Below are 17,997 nucleotides of genomic sequence, written 5' to 3'. Positions count from 1 at the left end.
ACCCATGCATTGCGCGTTTATCTTCTTGAGTGTACAGAACCGCGCTGGATAAACCGGAGCGTAAAAAAGAAAAAAGACAGTAGCAGCCTATTGCTTCTGATACAGCCCCACGAGTTCCGATTGCGCGATGACATGTCCCTGCATCTCCTGCTCGAGGATTGCCTTGGTGGGATGTTTCAGATCGGGAAGCATGATATCCAGCGCGTAGAGTTTATGAAAGTATCGATGCTTGCCGACAGGGGGACAGGGCCCGCCATACCCTGTGCGCTGCCAGTCATTGAGTCCGCCGAGCGTTCCAATGGGAAGATCGGCTTCCGCCACTCCCTCAGGCAAACCTTGAGCCGCAGGAGGAATGTTATATAGCACCCAGTGCACCCAGGTCAGCTTGGGAGCGGCAGGATCGGGCGCATCCGGATCATCCACAATCAAAACCAGGCTTTTCGCATTTTCCGGTATATTTTCCCAGAACAGCTCGGGTGAAGTATCATGTCCCTGACAGGTATGACGAATAGGAATCTCTCCGTGATTAGCAAAGGATGAAGATATTATTGTCATAGACATGCGAGACTCCTCCTTCTTTGGTTTTCTTTCTTTCTGACTCAAGAGAATATCTGGCTCAGCCGCCATAGAGATCGAAGCTGCCAGCATAGCCGTCATTGCGCCTGCGAGCAGGCAGATAAGCGTAATCTTTGGTAGGGCGCGCCGGCGCTGAAAAGCAAAATGCCACCTTATCATGATATGGAAATGAGCCTGCCCTTTTCAATGTTCAGCTTGGGAAGACGAACGGTCAGCACGCCGTTCTTGTAGTCCGCTCCCGCTTTGTCTGCATCCACCTCCGCCGGCAACGGCAGGCTTCGTTGGAAAACGCCGTAGGCACGTTCCATGACATGATATCTGCTGTCATTTGTATCACGCTCAAAGTGTTTTTCCCCTCTCAGAGAAAGCATGTTGCCCTCTATGCTGATCTCAAAGTCTTTTTTTTCCATGCCAGGCACTTCTATCCGTACCACGATTTCCTTGTCCGTTTCTTCCATATCTCCTGCCAGAATACTCCAGTGAGGAAAAGCTGGCGTGCTGGCAGTAGATGCCTGCCTTTTGCCTTCCTCATCCTTGCGGTGTACAAAGTACGTAAGGGCATCGCTGCCATGGTGGACGAGTTCACGCCAGCCGTCTGAAATGTGATCCCATGTCCGGCTGAGTCTCCGGCTGATATTTTCACCTGCATTCTTCACGGAATCCATCATGATCGTGCTCCTTCCGATTATGGGAAAAGCCGGCAGTGACCAGGTGGTCGCAAACTCCGCTCGCGTATTCCCGGTCGCCCCTTGATCCTGCCGGTCTTTTAATGCCGTTGTCTTGCTTCCCTCTGTCGTTGATAACTTGTCAGCCGGGAAATCGCCAGCAGTTCTTCCGATAGCAGTTCCAGCAAGTCATCCAGTGTAAGAATTCCCACCAGGGCGCCATTCTCGCCCACTACCGGCAAGCGCCGTACCGTCTTGCTGCGCATGTATTGAATCGCCTCGAATACCCCCACGCTTTCTTTCACGGTAACGAGTTCCTGCTCCATGATGTCGCCCACGGTGATGACAGCAGCGTCCAACTCGGTTGCCATGATTTCCACCACCAGGTCGCGATCGGTGACAATTCCGACGGGAATATTGAGGCCGTCCCGCTCTTCGATAACGACCACATCGCCTACGTGGTGCTGACGCATGAGTTTGGCTGCCTCCACAATCGTCTCATCCCGTTTCACGATTACAGTATCACGGTTACAAATTTCACCCACAGACATCCTGTGCTCCACTTAGATCACATTCTCATTGTAGGGACGGTGAGGTATGTTGCAATTGGGAATACGTATCGGGTTTGTCCGAAATGCTGCCCCAAAGTTTTTTCTAACGCATCCAGTGTACGCGTAATAGATACTCGTCAGGGTTATAGTGAAATTCCAGATCGCCCTGATATGCGTCGTGTACAGCTTCGCCAATGCCTCTCGCCAAATGGATATCAGTGGTCGTCACCAGGGTTCCCCCGTCTTTTTCTTCAATGGCCATAATGCGATTGAACGGATGCTCGACCTTTTCACGCTTTTCCACATTGTGAACGATGTGCATGATTTCACTGTGATGCGCGGCATAGAAATCGCCACTCAGCGTAACGAAGCCGGCAGGGAAATCGTCCCGGATACGCTGGCAGGCAGCGCACATTTCCTGGTGAGCCCCTGCGGGCGCTTCGCCCCATTGCCAGCGCCCTTCATGGAATACGGCCCCGCAACTGGGACAGACGGTGGGTTCCGACAGTTTGTGCCGTGCCCTGTAAGGATCGTGGATACGCTCCTTGAAGAGCTTGTCGTGTCGGGAAATCTGGCGAAAGCCGACAAATGGAGGGTGCGTCATGGCGGAGCTCCTGTTAGGTGGAGCGGAACGATCAGTCTGATGACCCGAAGAGCACTGTCCGGATTATTTCACCTCGATCCGTTTGGCGGTTTTTCCTTCCTTCTTCGGTAACGTCAGTTCCAATGTACCGTTTTCATATTTTGCCTCGGCCCTGGTCTCATCCACTTCGCTTCCCAGCGTGAAACTCCTGTAGCTCGATCCCTGATGGCATTCCCGGCAAATCACCCTCTCACCTTCTTTTTCCTCTTTTTCCTGCTTTGTTTCGCAGCTGATGGATACGCGGTTACCCTCTACCTGAACCTTGACATCCTCCTTTTTTACTCCAGGTATCTCTGCACGAACCGTATAGGCGGTGTCATTTTCGGTAAGATCGATCTTGATCTGGGGTACGCTTTCCATATCCATTGAAAATGGACGCATTCCCCAATTCTTGAACCAGTCATCCAGATTGTAAAACGGGTCATAGCGCGCGATATCGCCAAAAGAGGGGGAGCGACGAGCAATATTTGCCATGATTTTCTCCTTTCGAATTAAATGAAGGTAAATTAAATGAGTGACCTTTTGACCTTTTCTATCCTTGCTGCCTCATTTCTGTCTCATTCGACCTTGCCGACCTTGCCGGCATTACGCATTACATGCCTTGAATCTTTTGCCTGAATCTCTGCGTCTCCTGCTGTCACAAATTCCTGCCCGAATAAGGCTAAGGCGCTCCATCCGATTCCGGATCCGGGTCCGACCAGTCCTGTGTTTCCCCATAACCATAGCGGGCGCCACCGCGCCGCTCGACCTGGTAATAACTTGCGGTAGAAATCACCTGGTGACCTTTCCTCCGTTCCTGCCTGTATGGTCCATAAGACCCGGTTGCTGCCGGGCTGTCGGTAATCGCTTCTTCTGTATTCCCGACCGGGTTTTCGATCCCACTCTTGTTGATCCTTGCATTGCCTCTGTCAGATGATGTGCTCAAGACTTTCCCTCTGGAACTGTTGATCGGTTGTGCGACCGTATCGCTGTGACTGTGCCACTGTGACATTGTGATTAAGCGGCTTAGCTCTTTCTAACGGCCGGACCTTTCGATTTTTAACACCTGATCGAGGAACCGCTCTGTACGTTGCCTAACATTCGGGTGACAAACCCTGGATAAGCTGTCCGGCAACCGGTAACAAGACCTGCTTATCCAGAGTAGTCATAAGGCTTCCAACGATTAACCCGTATTCCCGTTGCTGCTATTTTTTACTCTTGCAGATTCCCGGACAATCCGCGCCGCCCCGTGTGGGATCGCAATCATCCTTGGGATCATCCACACAGGTTTGGCCTTCAGGGCAGGGGATGCCGGCAATTCCGCCGCAGGCTTGCGGCCCGGACTTCTTGCACTCCCCTTCATGTTCGACGGAAACACCGGCAGCTGCTGCAGTGCATGAGTTGCTGTAAGTCTTGCCATCACACCCGCAAACAGGCTTGAAGATTTGCGGACAAATGGTGGGCTTGGGCTTGCATTGACCTTGCGCGTCCGGCATCTTGCATTTGGCCCCAAAGTCACAATACTGCTTTGCATCGGGACAACGTGTCCCCGCAATACCTCCACAGACCGTCCCCCCGCCCCCACCTTCAATAGGTTTGCACTGATCGGTGAGTTCCACATTGAGGAACGTTCCCGCCCTGGGACGAATGTCACGCAAGCGCTTGACGAAAGCTTTAAAGTCACCCGGCTTCGAATTGAAGCCTGCTTCCGCGCATGCGCTCAGTCCTCCCTCTATTTGAATGGGACCTCCCACTCTTGGACTATAAACAGCAAAAGTGTCCACCATCTCTTCGCTGATAGCCTTCCCCACCGTCTTTCGCACTGATATCACCGCCGCACTGTCCAGCGCCCCTCCCGTACTGCCAAGGTTGATGTTAACGGCACGGTTTGCAGTATCTCCGCTTCCGCCGCCGCCTTCACCTTGGGCTGCGAAAGTCGGCGTTATACCAAGCACGGCTGCTCCAATCAGAAAAACAACAAAGCCCAATTTACTCATTGCTTCCTCCATCAACAGGTAGTGTGGTTATATCATTTGCCCTTTCCCTTTTGATGAACTATCGCACCCGGAAGCCCATCCCGGTGCGATATCTATGCTTTGTATTTTTTATCCAGATCACGGTCAATTCGATAAGAGCGGCAAGAATGTCATCCCCGGGTATGATTCCTCCGCCGGCGCGCCATCATACCCATCAGACCCAGGCCGGCAAGAAACAAAGCGTATTGCTCCGGTTCGGGAACTGCGGTGACTTGTAGCGTGACGTCGTGCGCATGGTAAATGACAGCGAAGTTCACACCTGAACCGAACCCATGCTCGGTGACATGCGTGAATGTGGAATTTGCCAGTCGCTCATCGAAAGTAGCCACCACAAAGCTGTCGCCGACGACGGGCGCATACCCGAGGTTCCACACCCCGATATCGCCACCCAGCGTCACATCATCTGTCACTGTGAGTTGGTCAAAGCTGCTCAAGCTGGCCAATTCGAAGTTGACTACTCCGCTTGCTGCCTGATGCAGATCACCGTCTATAGTAAGATGACCGATACCATCCCCAGGATTGATTGCACCGCTATTGGATAAACCAGACGTTGGTGTGATAACTGTACCGTTGCCTTGTATAATTCCCGCGTTAACGAAACAATCCGCACCTCCACAAGAAGACTGGAAGCTTGCACCGGCGCTGATATTTACCGTTCCAGCGTTATTCATGGCGTGGGCTACATTAAACACACCCGCCTGCACATTCACCGTTCCCGTGTTATTGAACCCCACGCCTCCGCCAATGTTGGTAAGCGTGTTGGCCTGCTTGTTGTAAGTCCCGCTGTTGTTGAATGTCCCATTGCCCGTCATCTGATCATTAAAGGCGTTGGTGTCCGTATAGGTCCCGGTGTTGTTGAAGGTGCCGTTGTTGAAGAAGAGATCATTGGCCCCGTTGCCTGTATTGCCGCTCCAGGTGGTATTGCCGGCATTCACTGTGCGCCCACCTGAAATAACCTTGGCACCGTTGCCACTTAGCTCCAATGTGCTGTTAAAGGTCGTGGTGGCCCCACCAGTAATGGAACCACCCGTCCAGGTAGCAGCACCACCAATGGGTGTGCTGGTACCTGCCAATGCTCCGCCTGAAAGCAGAAATTTCGAAGTGTGGCTGCCTCCATTGAGATTAGCTGTGCCTCCACTTATCTCAAAGGTGCCGCCACCGCTGGTTGTTGCACCATTCAGGTTATGGGTACCAAAGTTGAGATCCAGCGTTGCACCATTAGCAATGGCAAAACTGCCGCTGTGAGTCCCACTCCCTTGCAGGCGCAAGGTCCCCGCATTGACATTCACCGTTCCCGTGTTATTGAACCCCACGCCTCCGCCAATGTTGGTAAGCGTGTTGGCCTGCTTGTTGTAAGTCCCGCTGTTGTTGAATGTCCCATTGCCCGTCATCTGATCATTAAAGGCATTGGTGTCCGTATAGGTCCCGGTGTTGTTGAAGGTGCCATTGTTGAAGAAGAGATCGTTGGCCCCGTTGCCTGTATTGTTGCTCCAGGTGGTATTGCCGGCATTCACTGTGCGCCCACCTGAAATAACCTTGGCACCGTTGCCACTTAGCTCCAATGTGCTGTTAAAGGTCGTGGTGGCCCCACCAGTAATGGAACCACCCGTCCAGGTAGCAGCACCACCAATGGGTGTGCTGGTACCTGCCAATGCTCCGCCTGAAAGCAGAAATTTCGAAGTGTGGCTGCCTCCATTGAGATTAGCTGTGCCTCCACTTATCTCAAAGGTGCCGCCACCGCTGGTTGTTGCACCATTCAGGTTATGGGTACCAAAGTTGAGATCCAGCGTTGCACCATTAGCAATGGCAAAACTGCCGCTGTGAGTCCCACTCCCTTGCAGGCGCAAGGTCCCCGCATTGACATTCACCGTTCCCGTGTTATTGAACCCCACGCCTCCGCCAATGTTGGTAAGCGTGTTGGCCTGCTTGTTGTAAGTCCCGCTGTTGTTGAATGTCCCATTGCCCGTCATCTGATCATTAAAGGCATTGGTGTCCGTATAGGTCCCGGTGTTGTTGAAGGTGCCATTGTTGAAGAAGAGATCGTTGGCCCCGTTGCCTGTATTGCCGCTCCAGGTGGTATTGCCGGCATTCACTGTGCGCCCACCTGAAATAACCTTGGCACCGTTGCCACTTAGCTCCAATGTGCTGTTAAAGGTCGTGGTGGCCCCACCAGTAATGGAACCACCCGTCCAGGTAGCAGCACCACCAATGGGTGTGCTGGTACCTGCCAATGCTCCGCCTGAAAGCAGAAATTTCGAAGTGTGGCTGCCTCCATTGAGATTAGCTGTGCCTCCACTTATCTCAAAGGTGCCGCCACCGCTGGTTGTTGCACCATTCAGGTTATGGGTACCAAAGTTGAGATCCAGCGTTGCACCATTAGCAATGGCAAAACTGCCGCTGTGAGTCCCACTCCCTTGCAGGCGCAAGGTCCCCGCATTGACATTCACCGTTCCCGTGTTATTGAACCCCACGCCTCCGCCAATGTTGGTAAGCGTGTTGGCCTGCTTGTTGTAAGTCCCGCTGTTGTTGAATGTCCCATTGCCCGTCATCTGATCATTAAAGGCATTGGTGTCCGTATAGGTCCCGGTGTTGTTGAAGGTGCCATTGTTGAAGAAGAGATCGTTGGCCCCGTTGCCTGTATTGTTGCTCCAGGTGGTATTGCCGGCATTCACTATGCGCCCACCTGAAATAACCTTGGCACCGTTGCCACTTAGCTCCAATGTGCTGTTAAAGGTCGTGGTGGCCCCACCAGTAATGGAACCACCCGTCCAGGTACTCAAACCGCTGAGCGTAAGGTTGCCTGTACCTCCAAGGGCGCCTCCTGATAAATCAAGACTCGTTATCGATGTGTTGGACGACAGAGTGGAGTTCCCGCTGTCGATAATTGCCTTATCACCGCTGCCCGGCACACCCGTGGGCGACCAGTTCGTATCGACTCCAAACTCTCCCGTGCCGCCAAACCATGTGCGATCGACAGCAAAAGCGGGCTGAATAACGCCGGATGCAGCCATTGCTGCTGCGATCGGCAGTATCTGAAAAACGTTGCGACCCACGGACTCAATTTTTATACCCTGATGATTATTCTTCGTAGTTTTCATTTTATGCCTCCTCCGAGTTCATTTGATTTTTATCTGTTCACGGCTTCTTTTTATCTACAAGGGCAACATTTTTAAAAATAGACTGCATTTTTCAAAAAGCAAGGAAATCGAGGCATTGAGTATGAATTCATATCGAAGATAACGGAGGCGGATTTCCGCGCAGCTGGAATCAGAGCGGCCCGTCAGATAGAAACTTCGCGAACGTCGCCAACTATTCGCAAACAGGAGAAAGGAGAAGACTTATTCGGTTCCCGACAGGATGAAGATGCCGAAATTCAAGGCAAAGCCGGTCCTATTCATGCATTGACCCCTTCCCGTGTTTCTCAGGCGGAATTTCGGTGATGGATTGTAGAGAAAGGACGGGTTGAGGCAGCAGGTATAGGTAGGAAAGCGTGATGGGGAATATGATTCAGGGAAGACTAGGGAATCGGAGATACAGGAAATACCCCTAAAAACACGCCAGGGACATTAATTCCAAAATCACCCTTGTAGAAATCTATCTCTTGAAAGCTAGGTTGGCATCCCATTTGGAGAAACGAGCCTTTTACCCCGACCACGAAAATGAGGGTATAGCCAGCGGGAAGATAGAATTGACTATTATCAAACAGTGTAGACTGGTCATTTAGATATCCATACTTAAAAGTCCCCGAAAAATCGAACGGGCCAGCTTCTGTGCAATAATCATATTGATCAGAAGTCTGACTGACTGTATTAGCAAGGTTACTGATAAGATAGCCTTCTGAATTTTGATGCAGATCGAAATTAGGCGGCGGAATGAAATACCTGAGGCTTGAGGAATAAGTGACGCATTCCTTGTTAGAAAAAAAGGGATCCCATCCCGAGTTTACATAATAGGTTCCATTTGGTTGCACAAATGTGACCACATTTACGTAAACATCTACGTTAGCGGTCCAGTGGAAATAGAAATCCCCAGTAAATTCAGCATAGCCAGGGATGCAGAATCGGGGCCCAGGATGGAATGGTGTATCACTGTACATATAAGCTTTTATAAAATTGTGATTACTAGCAGGGGGATCACTCTTTATGTCAATCTCAAAATCATCAGATCTTTGGCTGACGGGAGGATTTAAGACAATAGCGTCTGCTGCATCTAATGTAACCAGGAGTTGAGGTTTAGCAAAAGTTCCTAAATGGGAGAGTATTCCTTGGCTTTGGCGATTGAGTTGATCATATTGCTGGGCAATAATGCTAGATTGGTCGATGAACGACTGCTTCTTTTTGTTAAAGATTGCTCGCATTTCATTGGCATTGCGCTCACTACATTGCTCTATTTCAATTTGGTCGATTCCGGCTACTGCGAGCATTCGTTCACGAAGATTCTGACAATCAGCACTTACAGCTGAGAATTGTTCATGCTTCCTGTTTTTTTCGATAACTGATGGACGGGAATGTGCTGCATTTACCGCCTTGATAGCTGCATCCAATATATCTTTTTCAAGGGGAGAAACTTTTCCCATTTCATTTTTCATTTTCGAATCTCCATTCAGTAGATATGTGGCATATCCAGACTGGCAGTGCGCTTCGCTTCCTGCGCTGCCACCTTAAGAATTGAGAAACACGATCTCCTACAAGCCTGAAGGATAGGTCTCATCCACTTCGCCCGCCCGGGGGTGGACGAATGCGGGCAACGGTTGCAGCGCTTCCGTCTTGTCAATGTGGATGATGAAATCGAACTGGCGCGGGAGACAGGCATAGAAGTAATGGCTCATGCGCTCGGTTTCAGGCCGGTAGATCACGCCAATCGCACGCTGCAGCCGCTCCTCCCCCAAGAATCCCACAGCTTCGCCTCCAGCGGTGAGGTCGAAAAAGAAGCGTTTCTTTTCGAGTTGCGAAAAAATTTCTTCGTAACTGCCTGCAAGCGGTTCGCGGACAGTTTTCGTTTCGGCGGGTCCGTCCCAGTCGGTTGCTGCTGTCACTGTTCCCCGGCTGGTCGAAAACCCCACGCGCAGCGACTTGTCCCGATATTTCTCGGTAACGAGCTGGCCGATGTTGAATTCGCCGCGCCGCCCCATCTCGGTGGCCGCCGCATTGCCAAGATGAGAATTGTGGGCCCAGACAACAATGCGCGCTTCCCGCTTCAGTTGGTCTTCCAGATGGCTCGCGAGCTTTTCGAGCGTCTCGAACATATGCTGGTCTCTCAGGTTCCAGGTATTGGGTCTTCCCCTGAACATGGCGCGATAATATTCCTCCGCATTTTTTACCAGCTCAGCATTCTGCTGCGCCGAAAAATATTCGTTTCCGGCAAACGCGCCATCCTTTTCAACGTAAAGCCGCCCTTTTCGCTGAAGCTGCATGAGCTGTGCGATCACTTCCTGCTCGCACGAATCCCACCGCCCAGACGCAATGGCATAACCGTACGCCTGCGGATTTTCGATGAATTGGCCGAAGCAACCGTAGCGCGCCCGAGCGGCGAGAGCTTCTTCCGGATCGACCTTATCCAGATATGCCAGCACGGCCTGCATCGAGGTTGTCATGCTGTATAAATCGAGTCCATAAAACCCCACTGACCCCACCGGTGCCTGCTGCTCGCGCTTGTATTTCCCCGTCTCCTGGTTATAGTTGCGCAGCCATGTGATGAAAGCGAATACTTCGGTATTCCTCCACATCCACGTGGGAAACCGTTCGAAATTGGACAAGGCCGCATCCGCATCCTTGTCTTCCGACCGGCCCGCAACAAAGCGGTTGACCCGATAGGCATCCGGCCAGTCCGCCTCGACCGCAACAGCGTCGAATCCATCCTCGACAATGAGGTGTTGAGTAATTTCAGCACGCAGGCGATAAAATTCGGCTGTACCGTGGCTCGCTTCACCGATCAGGACAAACTTTTTTCCCTGCACATGCTCGCGTACCGCGCGTATCAACTCACGGCCAGCATCGTATTCCGCCACAGGGCGAGCGCCCTGCTCCAGCACATCGATCAAATGGTAATCAAAATCGATATCAGCCATAATGAAATCCTCCTGGACCCTCAGGCGAGGGAGTCCTGCAATTCCCTCAGTCTCCCTTGAATCCTCCCTTAAGCCGCTCCCTTTGGAGCTTCGGTTGTTCGCCGATGGGTTGTTTCCTGTCCCAGGAGCGCCAGTACCTCCTCATCCGGAGTCTGCATGAAATTGTCATACCATTGCCCTACCCCGAAAAAAGGTTCGGGTGTATACAGGCACACGAGATCGTCCGCCTCCTGGCGTATTTTTCGACATGCCGATGTTGTGCCGACGGGTACAGCCACAACGATTCTTGCAGCACCGGCGTCGCGTAAAGAAACAATAGCAACACGCATGGTCGCACCCGTAGCCAGGCCGTCATCGACGAGAATGATTGTTTTCCCCTGAATGTCCGGGGCAGGCATGCCTCTGCGATAAAGTTTGTTGCGCCGTTCCAGTTCAGTCCGCTCCCTGGTTATGGCAGCATCGATGGAAGCCTCATCGATATTCAGAAGCTTGATGATTTCCTTGTTGAGGACAAGAGTGCCTGTCCCTGCCATCGCTCCCATTGCCAGTTCCTCCTGGCCTGGCGCACCCAGTTTCCGTACAAGCCATACATCCAGCGGTACAGCCAGCATCTGCGCAATCTCGTAGGCAACCGGCACCCCACCGCGTGGAAGCGCCAGAACAAGCACGTCGGTTCTTCCCGCGTAGACCGACAACGCTTCCCCCAGCATCCTCCCTGCTTCGGCTCTGTCTGCGAAGTGATACTCGGCGCCCGACATGGCTTTATTGCCTGTCTATTACTTGTCTAGCAATGGCCCTGAAACCATTCGGCGGCAAGACCGGCAGCTGCCTCCAGCGTTCCCGGTTCTTCAAACAGGTGAGAGGCGTTCGGCACGATTTCCAGTTTCGATTCGGTATTGAGGCGGGCGAGCGCTTCCTTGTTGAGCTCCAGAACCTGCGGGTCGTTTTCCCCTACGATGAGAAGTACAGGCGCTACAACCTCCGGTAAATAAGCACCCGCGAGATCGGGACGTCCACCTCGTGAAACCACGGCCATGATATTTTCCGGACGCTGCGCCGCTGCAATCAGCGCTGCCCCAGCGCCGGTGCTCGCTCCAAACCAGCCTATTTTCAAATCTCTCGTCTGCGGCTCCTGCTGGAGCCAGGCAGCGATATCGATCAACCTGTCCGCCAGCATCGGGATATCGAACCGCAGATGCCGCGTGCGCATGTCAACAACTTCCTCCTCTTCAGTCAGGAGATCAGCAAGGAGAGTGGCGAAGTTATATGCGTTCAACATTTCGGCCACGTAACGATTGCGAATGCTGTGCCGGCTGCTGCCGCTGCCATGAGCAAAGGCGACAATGGCCCGCGCGTGGGGCGGCATCGTCAGATCGGCATTCAGCACGACCTCGCTTGCCGGGATGCGAACAGCCCGGGCTTCAGAAACATCATCATACAAGGAACTCATAGCGCATATCCCTAGTGATTAAACGCAGGTACTTAACAACAAAAGCAAAAGGAGCAATGCGACAAAATAACCCGTTATCTGGACAGTCTGTAGAACGCTGGCTTCCTTTTCCGTTCGTTGCCGAACATAGTCAACTCCCGGATATTTCACCAAACCAGCCTGAGAATTATGGAAAGCGGCAGCAACAAAGAAAGTATGGAAATATTTGTGGCAGCAGCTATGATTTGGAGTAACTGATATTCGCCGCACAATCAACGGAAAGGGAAGCGACTCGAATGAAAACGGTCTATCGCATTTATCCGGCAGTAGGAATTGCGCGCATAGGAAACAGCGAGAGCGCGTATTTTTTTGGTCCCGAATCTCCCGGAATCGTTCCCCCTGGACCCTATCGCGACAATTCCGGAAAAATAAAGCCGCAGGCAGCCCGATTCAGGATTTATAAATTCATCAGGGATGATTTCGGCAAGGAAACCATCGACAGCGAGATCGTTGCGAATGAAAAAACAACGATTACATGGAGTGTTCACCTTGTCAATCGAAAAGCAGCGGGGGGAAATTTTCCTCCGGGCGGTCCTGGAGGTTCGCCGCGGAATCCAGGATATGATCGAGCGGGACTAGTCGTGGATGCTACGTTGCGGTCAATCTCGGGAAAGAGCAAACCCGCTGTCCCCTTGAACGGAGAAATAGATTTCATAAGGAATGGCAACATCGAAGGCAGCGCAAAAATCGATCTCGGACGGCTGCTTACCGATGAAAACGGGCGGCTGATCATTATTGGCGGCCCAGGCAAGTCAGGCTCTCCCCTTGACAGGGGATTGAACAGTTTTGCCAACAATGATGGCTGGTACGATGGGGTTTCCGATGGTCCGGTGAATGCCGTGGTGGAGGTCGAGGGAGAAGCGCCCGTCACTGCCGAAGAAGGCGCCTGGGTTGTCGTCGCCCCGCCTTCCTATGCACCAGGCATCGAAAACGTAACCACCTGGTACGATCAGGCCGTCAATGTTGCCTCCAGAAATTTCTCTCCTCTCCTGATAAAAAATGTGCCTTCGTTCACTCGCCATATCTACCCGATACTGAAGCGCGTAGTCCTGATTCACTGGGTAGCCGAGGAGAGAAACCGGCATCACGGGGGTGCCGGCAATTTTCTGAATCCGGCTCGATTGAGCAGACTCGCGGACAAGACCGAGAATGGAAGGTCCGCGCGCGAGACGGTCTTAAGCTGGCTGACAAAACCCAACACGCGTGTCGATCCCAATACCCCGCCGCGCCAGACGCCACCCAGCATGCCTAAAGTGAACAGCGGACTGGATCCGGACAACCCCGAGCAAGGAGAATACACCGCACTCACGGAGTATCAGTACACCCTCATGGAGAGATGGGCGCAGGGTGATTTCGAAGCGGACTGGACGAGTGAACCAGCGCCGGTTGCTTTCGACGAATTGCCATTGAATCAGCAGCCGGACGCTTTGACCCGTGCTGCCCTGGAAGGATGTATCGGAGCGCCGTTCTTTCCGGGTATCGAGGTCACATATGTGATCGCGCAGGCAGCAACTTACCAGGCACCCTTTCGGATCAGGCAGACGCTTCCTCCGGGTTTTCTGACGGAACGGATGGCGTTACCCTGGCAGGCGGATTTTCTCGCTTGCGGAGAGCTGTGGTGGCCGGCTCAACGCCCTGTCGATGTCATCACCGCCTCCGGACTGCAGCCGTTCTCTCGCGGCATAGATGACTATGTTGATATGGTCCGGTGGTGGACCGAACTGGGCTTTATCGTGAAGAAAGGCGACCAATATGTCGAGGATGAGCGCAGATCCATCGCGGGTCAGACCTGATCCCGTCAGGAAGGGAAAAAGGAGGACGCCAGTAGAACTTGTACCGCTTAGTCCAGTTCCTCCTTTTCTCAGACCTGCGCCTGCTTGAAGACGGATGGATCGAGCTGGTATCGCTGCAGCAGCTTGTAGAACTCCGTGCGATTGCGCTTGGCGAGGCGTGCTGCCTGGGTGACGTTTCCTCCCGTGATTTTAAGTACGCGCACGAGATAATCCCGTTCAAAACTTCTGCGCGCATCCTCGAAAGACACGAGTTGCTCTTCTTCCCGGTGCATCGCATCGTAGACCAGCAACGGCGAGATAAGGGGTGCAGTACTCAAGGCAACGCATCTCTCGACGACATTCATGAGTTGGCGCACATTGCCGGGCCAGGATGCGGCAACCAGTGTTTCCATGGCTTCGGGAGAGAAACCATTGATATTTTTCTGGTATTTCTCTGAAAACGTGCTGAGAAAGTAATTTATCAGTAAGGGAATATCTTCGCGCCTCTGCGCCAGAACCGGGATGGTAAGTGACACTACGTCCAGCCTGTAATACAGATCTTCCCGAAATGTTCCAGCAGCGATTTCTGTTTTCAAATCGCGGTGAGTGGCCGAAATAATACGCACATCCACCGGGATCGATTGCGTCGATCCAACCGGTCGAACTTGCCTTTCCTGCAGAACACGCAACAGCTTGACCTGAAGCAAAACCGGCATATCGCCGATTTCGTCGAGGAAGAGAGTGCCTCCCTCAGCCAGCTGGAATAAACCCTTATGATCCCTGACAGCTCCGGTAAATGCCCCTTTGACATGCCCGAACAGCTCGGATTCCAGCAACTGTTCCGGAATGGCCGCGCAATTGATGGCGACAAACGGATGGTCAGACCGTTTGGATGCATCATGTATGGCATGCGCGAACAGCTCCTTGCCCACGCCGCTTTCTCCATAGATCAGCACGCTGGCGTCACCTTCCGCAACCAGTCCCGCCCGAGTGAGAATATCCTCCATGACAGCGCTCTGGGTGATGATATTCTTGCGCCACGATGCCTGCGACAGTTCTTTCTGCGATACGGCGCCCGGAACGAACTTGAGCGCCTGACTGATATTGGCCAGCAACGTCTTGCTGTCAAAAGGTTTGGCAAGATAACCGAATACCCCTCGCTGGACAGCCGTGACGGCATCGGGAATCGTTCCGTGCGCCGTGAGTATGATCACCGGCAAGGTTGGTAAGGTGCGATGGATTTGTTCAAATAATGCCATGCCATCCATGCCGCTCATCTGCATATCGCTGATGACAAGTTGCGGACGGGACACATCCAGATAGTTCAGGGCCGCCTCTGCGCTTGGGACGGCGTCCACTTTGTATCCCGCCGCCGTAAGGCGCATGGTCAGCAGCTCAAGCAGATCGGTGTCGTCGTCAACGATCAGAATTTTGGGTTTTGCATCGGACATGATTTTACGTTTCTTTACAATTCTTTAAGCAGATTCTTTTCCATGCTTTTTATGGCATCGATCTGACTCTGCAGGGTTTCTGCACGCTTCTGCTCATCTTTCAGTTTCTGCGAAAGTTCCTCGATGCTGTGGCTTAGCCGTTGTTGCTCTGCGAGCAAGCCGGCCAGCAGGTTTCTGAAACTCTGCAAATTATTTGCTGATTTCGAGTCTTTCGGCCATTCGTTGAGCAGATGCGTTGCAGAGGTAACGTCTCGAAAGGAAGTATTCGGCAGGATGAGGAGCAATACCAGACGGGCGCGGTTGGTGTCGCTTTTGTTCCGCATGAAGCTCTGTTTCGCCTTGTCGTATACCCGGCTCAACTCCGCCGGCGACTGCTTGCGGATGGAATCATAAAACTCCATCATATCATCCATCTGCCCGGTCACAACCAGTTCAGTCGGCGGCGGCTCGACAGCCCGCGGGCTTTCAACGCTTTCAATGGCTGCGCACGCGGCCAGAAACATCAACGCCGCTACCAGCGGAACCAGCCATAATCCTCCTATGCGCAGCACGCTCCTCATGCTGATCCCTCAGGGACATCGTGAACGGGGAGGGTAAGCCGGAAGTGGGCGCCGCGATTAGCCAGCGGCACAAGCTCGATGTTCCCGCCGTGCGCAAGCGCGTACTCCCGGGCGATCGACAATCCCAAGCCCGTTCCCCTTACGTGGCTGTCGAGCACTTTTCGTCCCTGATAGAACGGTTCGAATACTTTCTCCCGATCGACATCATCCACTCCGGGTCCGGCGTCCACTATATCCAGTTGCGCAATCCCCGCTGTCTCACTTGTCCAGATGCGGATGCATCCTCTCCTGGGTGAGAATTTCACGGCATTCGATAAAAGATTGTCCACGATCACTTTGACTTTTTGCGGTTCGCACTCCAGCATTACTTCCGGGCAAGACAAATCCATTCTCAGGCCTTTGTTCATAATGATGAGATTCTGATCGTGCAATACCGCATCCAGAATCTTCTTCAAACTCACCTCCTGTTTCACCAGCGCGGCTTTCTCGGTCTGGAGGGCGCTATAACTCAGCAAGTCCTCGATGCGCCGCTGCAACTGCAGGCTATTGCTGTGAAGGATGCTGGCAACACGTTGCTGCTCTTCCGTCAGCTTTCCAGCCACACCTTCCACGAGCAAATCCGCCCCTTCCCGTATGGCCGTCAGCGGGGTCTTGAGTTCGTGAGAAACATGCTGCAGAAACCGCGTCTTCTGCTCTTCGAGCTTTAGCAGGCGCTGCCTCATCCAGTCCAGTCTCTCGCCAAAATAAACCAGGTCCTGGGGACCATCCACCCGAATCGCCTTATGCAGCTTCCCCTGCCCCATGCTGCGAATGGCCTCTTCAATCTGGCGGATCGGGCGGGCGATCCGGAAGGAAAAAAAGAAGGCGAGCAATATGGCAAATGGAATCAGTGCAAGCAGTTGCCAGCCAACCGTAAAGCGCGCGGATCCTGCCATATCCTGCATTTCATCCACCTCGCGCTCTATGAGCGCGTATCCGAGCGAGAAAAAGAAGCGTGCGGAATCCCGCAGGTGACCGAAGTTGCCGATCAGTTTACGCAGCTCTTCCGGTGATTCCTTGACGGCAGAAACCCTTTCGAAAATGACAGCTTCCTCTGATTTCAACTGCACCAGCAATCGTCTCTGCTCGTCGCTGAGAGAAAGCTCGGCAAGGCCCGCAGCGATTTTCTCGAATCCGGCATGCCCGCGGAAATAACCCTCCAGCAGGGCAGTATCACCCAGAATGTGAGTCTGGCGCACCGCCCGCTCCATATTCGCGATTTCATCCGCAAGAGCGCGGCTGCTGTGCGCAATCTCCGCCGCCTGATATACAGCCTTCCGGCTCTGGTTCGCCAACCGATCAATGGAAAAAGCGCTATTGATGAGCGCAACGATCAGTGGCAAGCCGACCAGAGCAAAGCCCAGCAGAATGAGTTTGACAAAGGATTTGGGCTTACGCCGCAGTCTTACCCACGAACCGCTTGCGCTATCCTGTCTTCCGGCCTCCCCGGGGGCAATCATTTCTCTTCTTTGGTTCCTTTGAGGAATCGGAGCAATTTTATTTGCACTTGCCTCATACTGACCCTGCCACTCAGGCCTGGAAAACTCCATTGAGGCAGTTCAAACAATCGGAAGTGCCGGGATCCGGCAGCGCTGATGCAGGATGCTTACTGTTCTATCCAGTACGCTATCCAGTCCGGGCATGCGGCCTTTTCTGATTTCTATTTTTTCGTCCCGGACGAATTCGCTGCGGCACTGGAGGTGCCGGGAGCAAGATAAGGTTTGCAATAATGCTTGGAAGGAAACTCCTTGTTCCGTCGTGAATTCATGACAACGTCACCACCATTTCTTACACATTCCATGATCGATTTATCCAGGCTCGCGTAATGCTCGTCCGGGTCGGTATTTGCGGAAACCGGCGGCACTTTTTCCCTGATCTTGCGGCAGGCATCCAGCTCGTCCTGCACCGCAGGAGCATTCTTTGATGTAGGTGGCAACGGACACAACCGGCAGGGATTTCCAGGGCAAAGGCATCCGGAACATTCGGCTTCCGCAGCAGTAGCGGTAGCGGTAGCGATCGCTCCCGCCAGGGCAACGGGAATAAGGCAGGCAATTATCCTTAACGCTTTGATTAACCTGAAATTCATTATCGCTTTCCGTACATGGTTAGCATATCACAGATTGATTCGCGAGTTTCCCCGGCTCCAGGACAGCATCCCTTTCATGGGCG

Annotated in this window: 17 protein-coding genes; 1 reads left to right on the top strand and 16 read right to left on the bottom strand. The window is 52.9% G+C overall.

Features of this window, described 5'->3' with window-relative positions; all coding sequences use genetic code 11:
- Positions 1 to 87: 87 nt before the first annotated feature.
- From ACZ5BW_RS06165 to ACZ5BW_RS06110, 12 genes are all read right to left on the bottom strand, one after another.
- Positions 88 to 561, bottom strand: a complete 474-nt coding sequence (locus ACZ5BW_RS06165; protein WP_464543388.1) for a YbhB/YbcL family Raf kinase inhibitor-like protein — start codon at positions 559 to 561, stop codon at positions 88 to 90.
- 170 nt (positions 562 to 731) lie between these two features.
- On the bottom strand, positions 732 to 1,244 hold the full coding sequence (locus ACZ5BW_RS06160; RefSeq protein WP_464543387.1) for an Hsp20/alpha crystallin family protein: 513 nt from the start codon (positions 1,242 to 1,244) through the stop codon (positions 732 to 734).
- A 98-nt stretch (positions 1,245 to 1,342) separates the two neighbouring features.
- Positions 1,343 to 1,792, bottom strand: coding sequence for a CBS domain-containing protein (locus ACZ5BW_RS06155; protein ID WP_464543386.1), 450 nt, complete (start codon positions 1,790 to 1,792; stop codon positions 1,343 to 1,345).
- Between the two features lie 103 nt (positions 1,793 to 1,895).
- Positions 1,896 to 2,396 (bottom strand): BCAM0308 family protein, encoded by a 501-nt coding sequence (locus ACZ5BW_RS06150; RefSeq protein ID WP_464543385.1) that lies wholly within the window; start codon positions 2,394 to 2,396, stop codon positions 1,896 to 1,898.
- A gap of 63 nt (positions 2,397 to 2,459) precedes the next feature.
- Entirely contained in the window at positions 2,460 to 2,909 is a 450-nt protein-coding gene (locus ACZ5BW_RS06145; protein WP_464543384.1) for an Hsp20/alpha crystallin family protein, read from the bottom strand.
- Positions 2,910 to 3,096: 187 nt separating this feature from the next.
- Complete coding sequence (locus ACZ5BW_RS06140) at positions 3,097 to 3,360, bottom strand: hypothetical protein (protein ID WP_464543383.1); 264 nt, start codon at positions 3,358 to 3,360, stop codon at positions 3,097 to 3,099.
- Positions 3,361 to 3,619: 259 nt separating this feature from the next.
- On the bottom strand, positions 3,620 to 4,411 hold the full coding sequence (locus ACZ5BW_RS06135; protein WP_464543382.1) for a Kazal-type serine protease inhibitor family protein: 792 nt from the start codon (positions 4,409 to 4,411) through the stop codon (positions 3,620 to 3,622).
- Positions 4,412 to 4,560: 149 nt separating this feature from the next.
- Entirely contained in the window at positions 4,561 to 7,548 is a 2,988-nt protein-coding gene (locus ACZ5BW_RS06130; protein ID WP_464543381.1) for a beta strand repeat-containing protein, read from the bottom strand.
- Between the two features lie 419 nt (positions 7,549 to 7,967).
- Positions 7,968 to 9,038 carry a hypothetical protein gene (locus tag ACZ5BW_RS06125; RefSeq protein ID WP_464543380.1) on the bottom strand — a complete coding sequence of 357 codons (1,071 nt, stop codon included), beginning with the start codon at positions 9,036 to 9,038 and terminating at the stop codon, positions 7,968 to 7,970.
- 96 nt (positions 9,039 to 9,134) lie between these two features.
- Positions 9,135 to 10,517 (bottom strand): erythromycin esterase family protein, encoded by a 1,383-nt coding sequence (locus ACZ5BW_RS06120; RefSeq protein WP_464543379.1) that lies wholly within the window; start codon positions 10,515 to 10,517, stop codon positions 9,135 to 9,137.
- Positions 10,518 to 10,585: 68 nt separating this feature from the next.
- Positions 10,586 to 11,275 (bottom strand): phosphoribosyltransferase, encoded by a 690-nt coding sequence (locus tag ACZ5BW_RS06115; RefSeq protein WP_464543378.1) that lies wholly within the window; start codon positions 11,273 to 11,275, stop codon positions 10,586 to 10,588.
- A gap of 26 nt (positions 11,276 to 11,301) precedes the next feature.
- Positions 11,302 to 11,967 (bottom strand): dienelactone hydrolase family protein, encoded by a 666-nt coding sequence (locus ACZ5BW_RS06110; protein WP_464543377.1) that lies wholly within the window; start codon positions 11,965 to 11,967, stop codon positions 11,302 to 11,304.
- Positions 11,968 to 12,242: 275 nt separating this feature from the next.
- Between ACZ5BW_RS06110 and ACZ5BW_RS06105 the strand changes: the two genes are divergently transcribed.
- The gene (locus ACZ5BW_RS06105; protein WP_464543376.1) at positions 12,243 to 13,799 is read left to right on the top strand and encodes a LodA/GoxA family CTQ-dependent oxidase; all 1,557 of its coding nucleotides are present in this window, start codon (positions 12,243 to 12,245) and stop codon (positions 13,797 to 13,799) included.
- 68 nt (positions 13,800 to 13,867) lie between these two features.
- Here ACZ5BW_RS06105 and ACZ5BW_RS06100 read toward each other — a convergent pair whose 3' ends face one another.
- The 4 genes from ACZ5BW_RS06100 to ACZ5BW_RS06085 form a co-directional block, all read right to left on the bottom strand.
- Positions 13,868 to 15,229, bottom strand: coding sequence for a sigma 54-interacting transcriptional regulator (locus ACZ5BW_RS06100; RefSeq protein ID WP_464543375.1), 1,362 nt, complete (start codon positions 15,227 to 15,229; stop codon positions 13,868 to 13,870).
- A gap of 14 nt (positions 15,230 to 15,243) precedes the next feature.
- Positions 15,244 to 15,789 (bottom strand): dihydrolipoamide acyltransferase, encoded by a 546-nt coding sequence (locus ACZ5BW_RS06095; RefSeq protein WP_464543374.1) that lies wholly within the window; start codon positions 15,787 to 15,789, stop codon positions 15,244 to 15,246.
- The gene (locus ACZ5BW_RS06090) at positions 15,786 to 17,288 is read right to left on the bottom strand and encodes a HAMP domain-containing sensor histidine kinase (protein WP_464543373.1); all 1,503 of its coding nucleotides are present in this window, start codon (positions 17,286 to 17,288) and stop codon (positions 15,786 to 15,788) included. The genes ACZ5BW_RS06095 and ACZ5BW_RS06090 overlap by 4 nt, the downstream gene beginning before the upstream one ends.
- A 200-nt stretch (positions 17,289 to 17,488) precedes the next feature.
- Positions 17,489 to 17,914: a hypothetical protein gene (locus ACZ5BW_RS06085; RefSeq protein ID WP_464543372.1), complete on the bottom strand. Its 426-nt coding sequence runs from the start codon at positions 17,912 to 17,914 to the stop codon at positions 17,489 to 17,491.
- Positions 17,915 to 17,997 lie beyond the last annotated feature (83 nt).

The organism is Nitrosospira sp. TNL300 (genome assembly GCF_055385915.1).
Note: the sequence above shows the minus strand (reverse complement) of the source record. Positions and strands in the feature narration are given on the sequence as shown.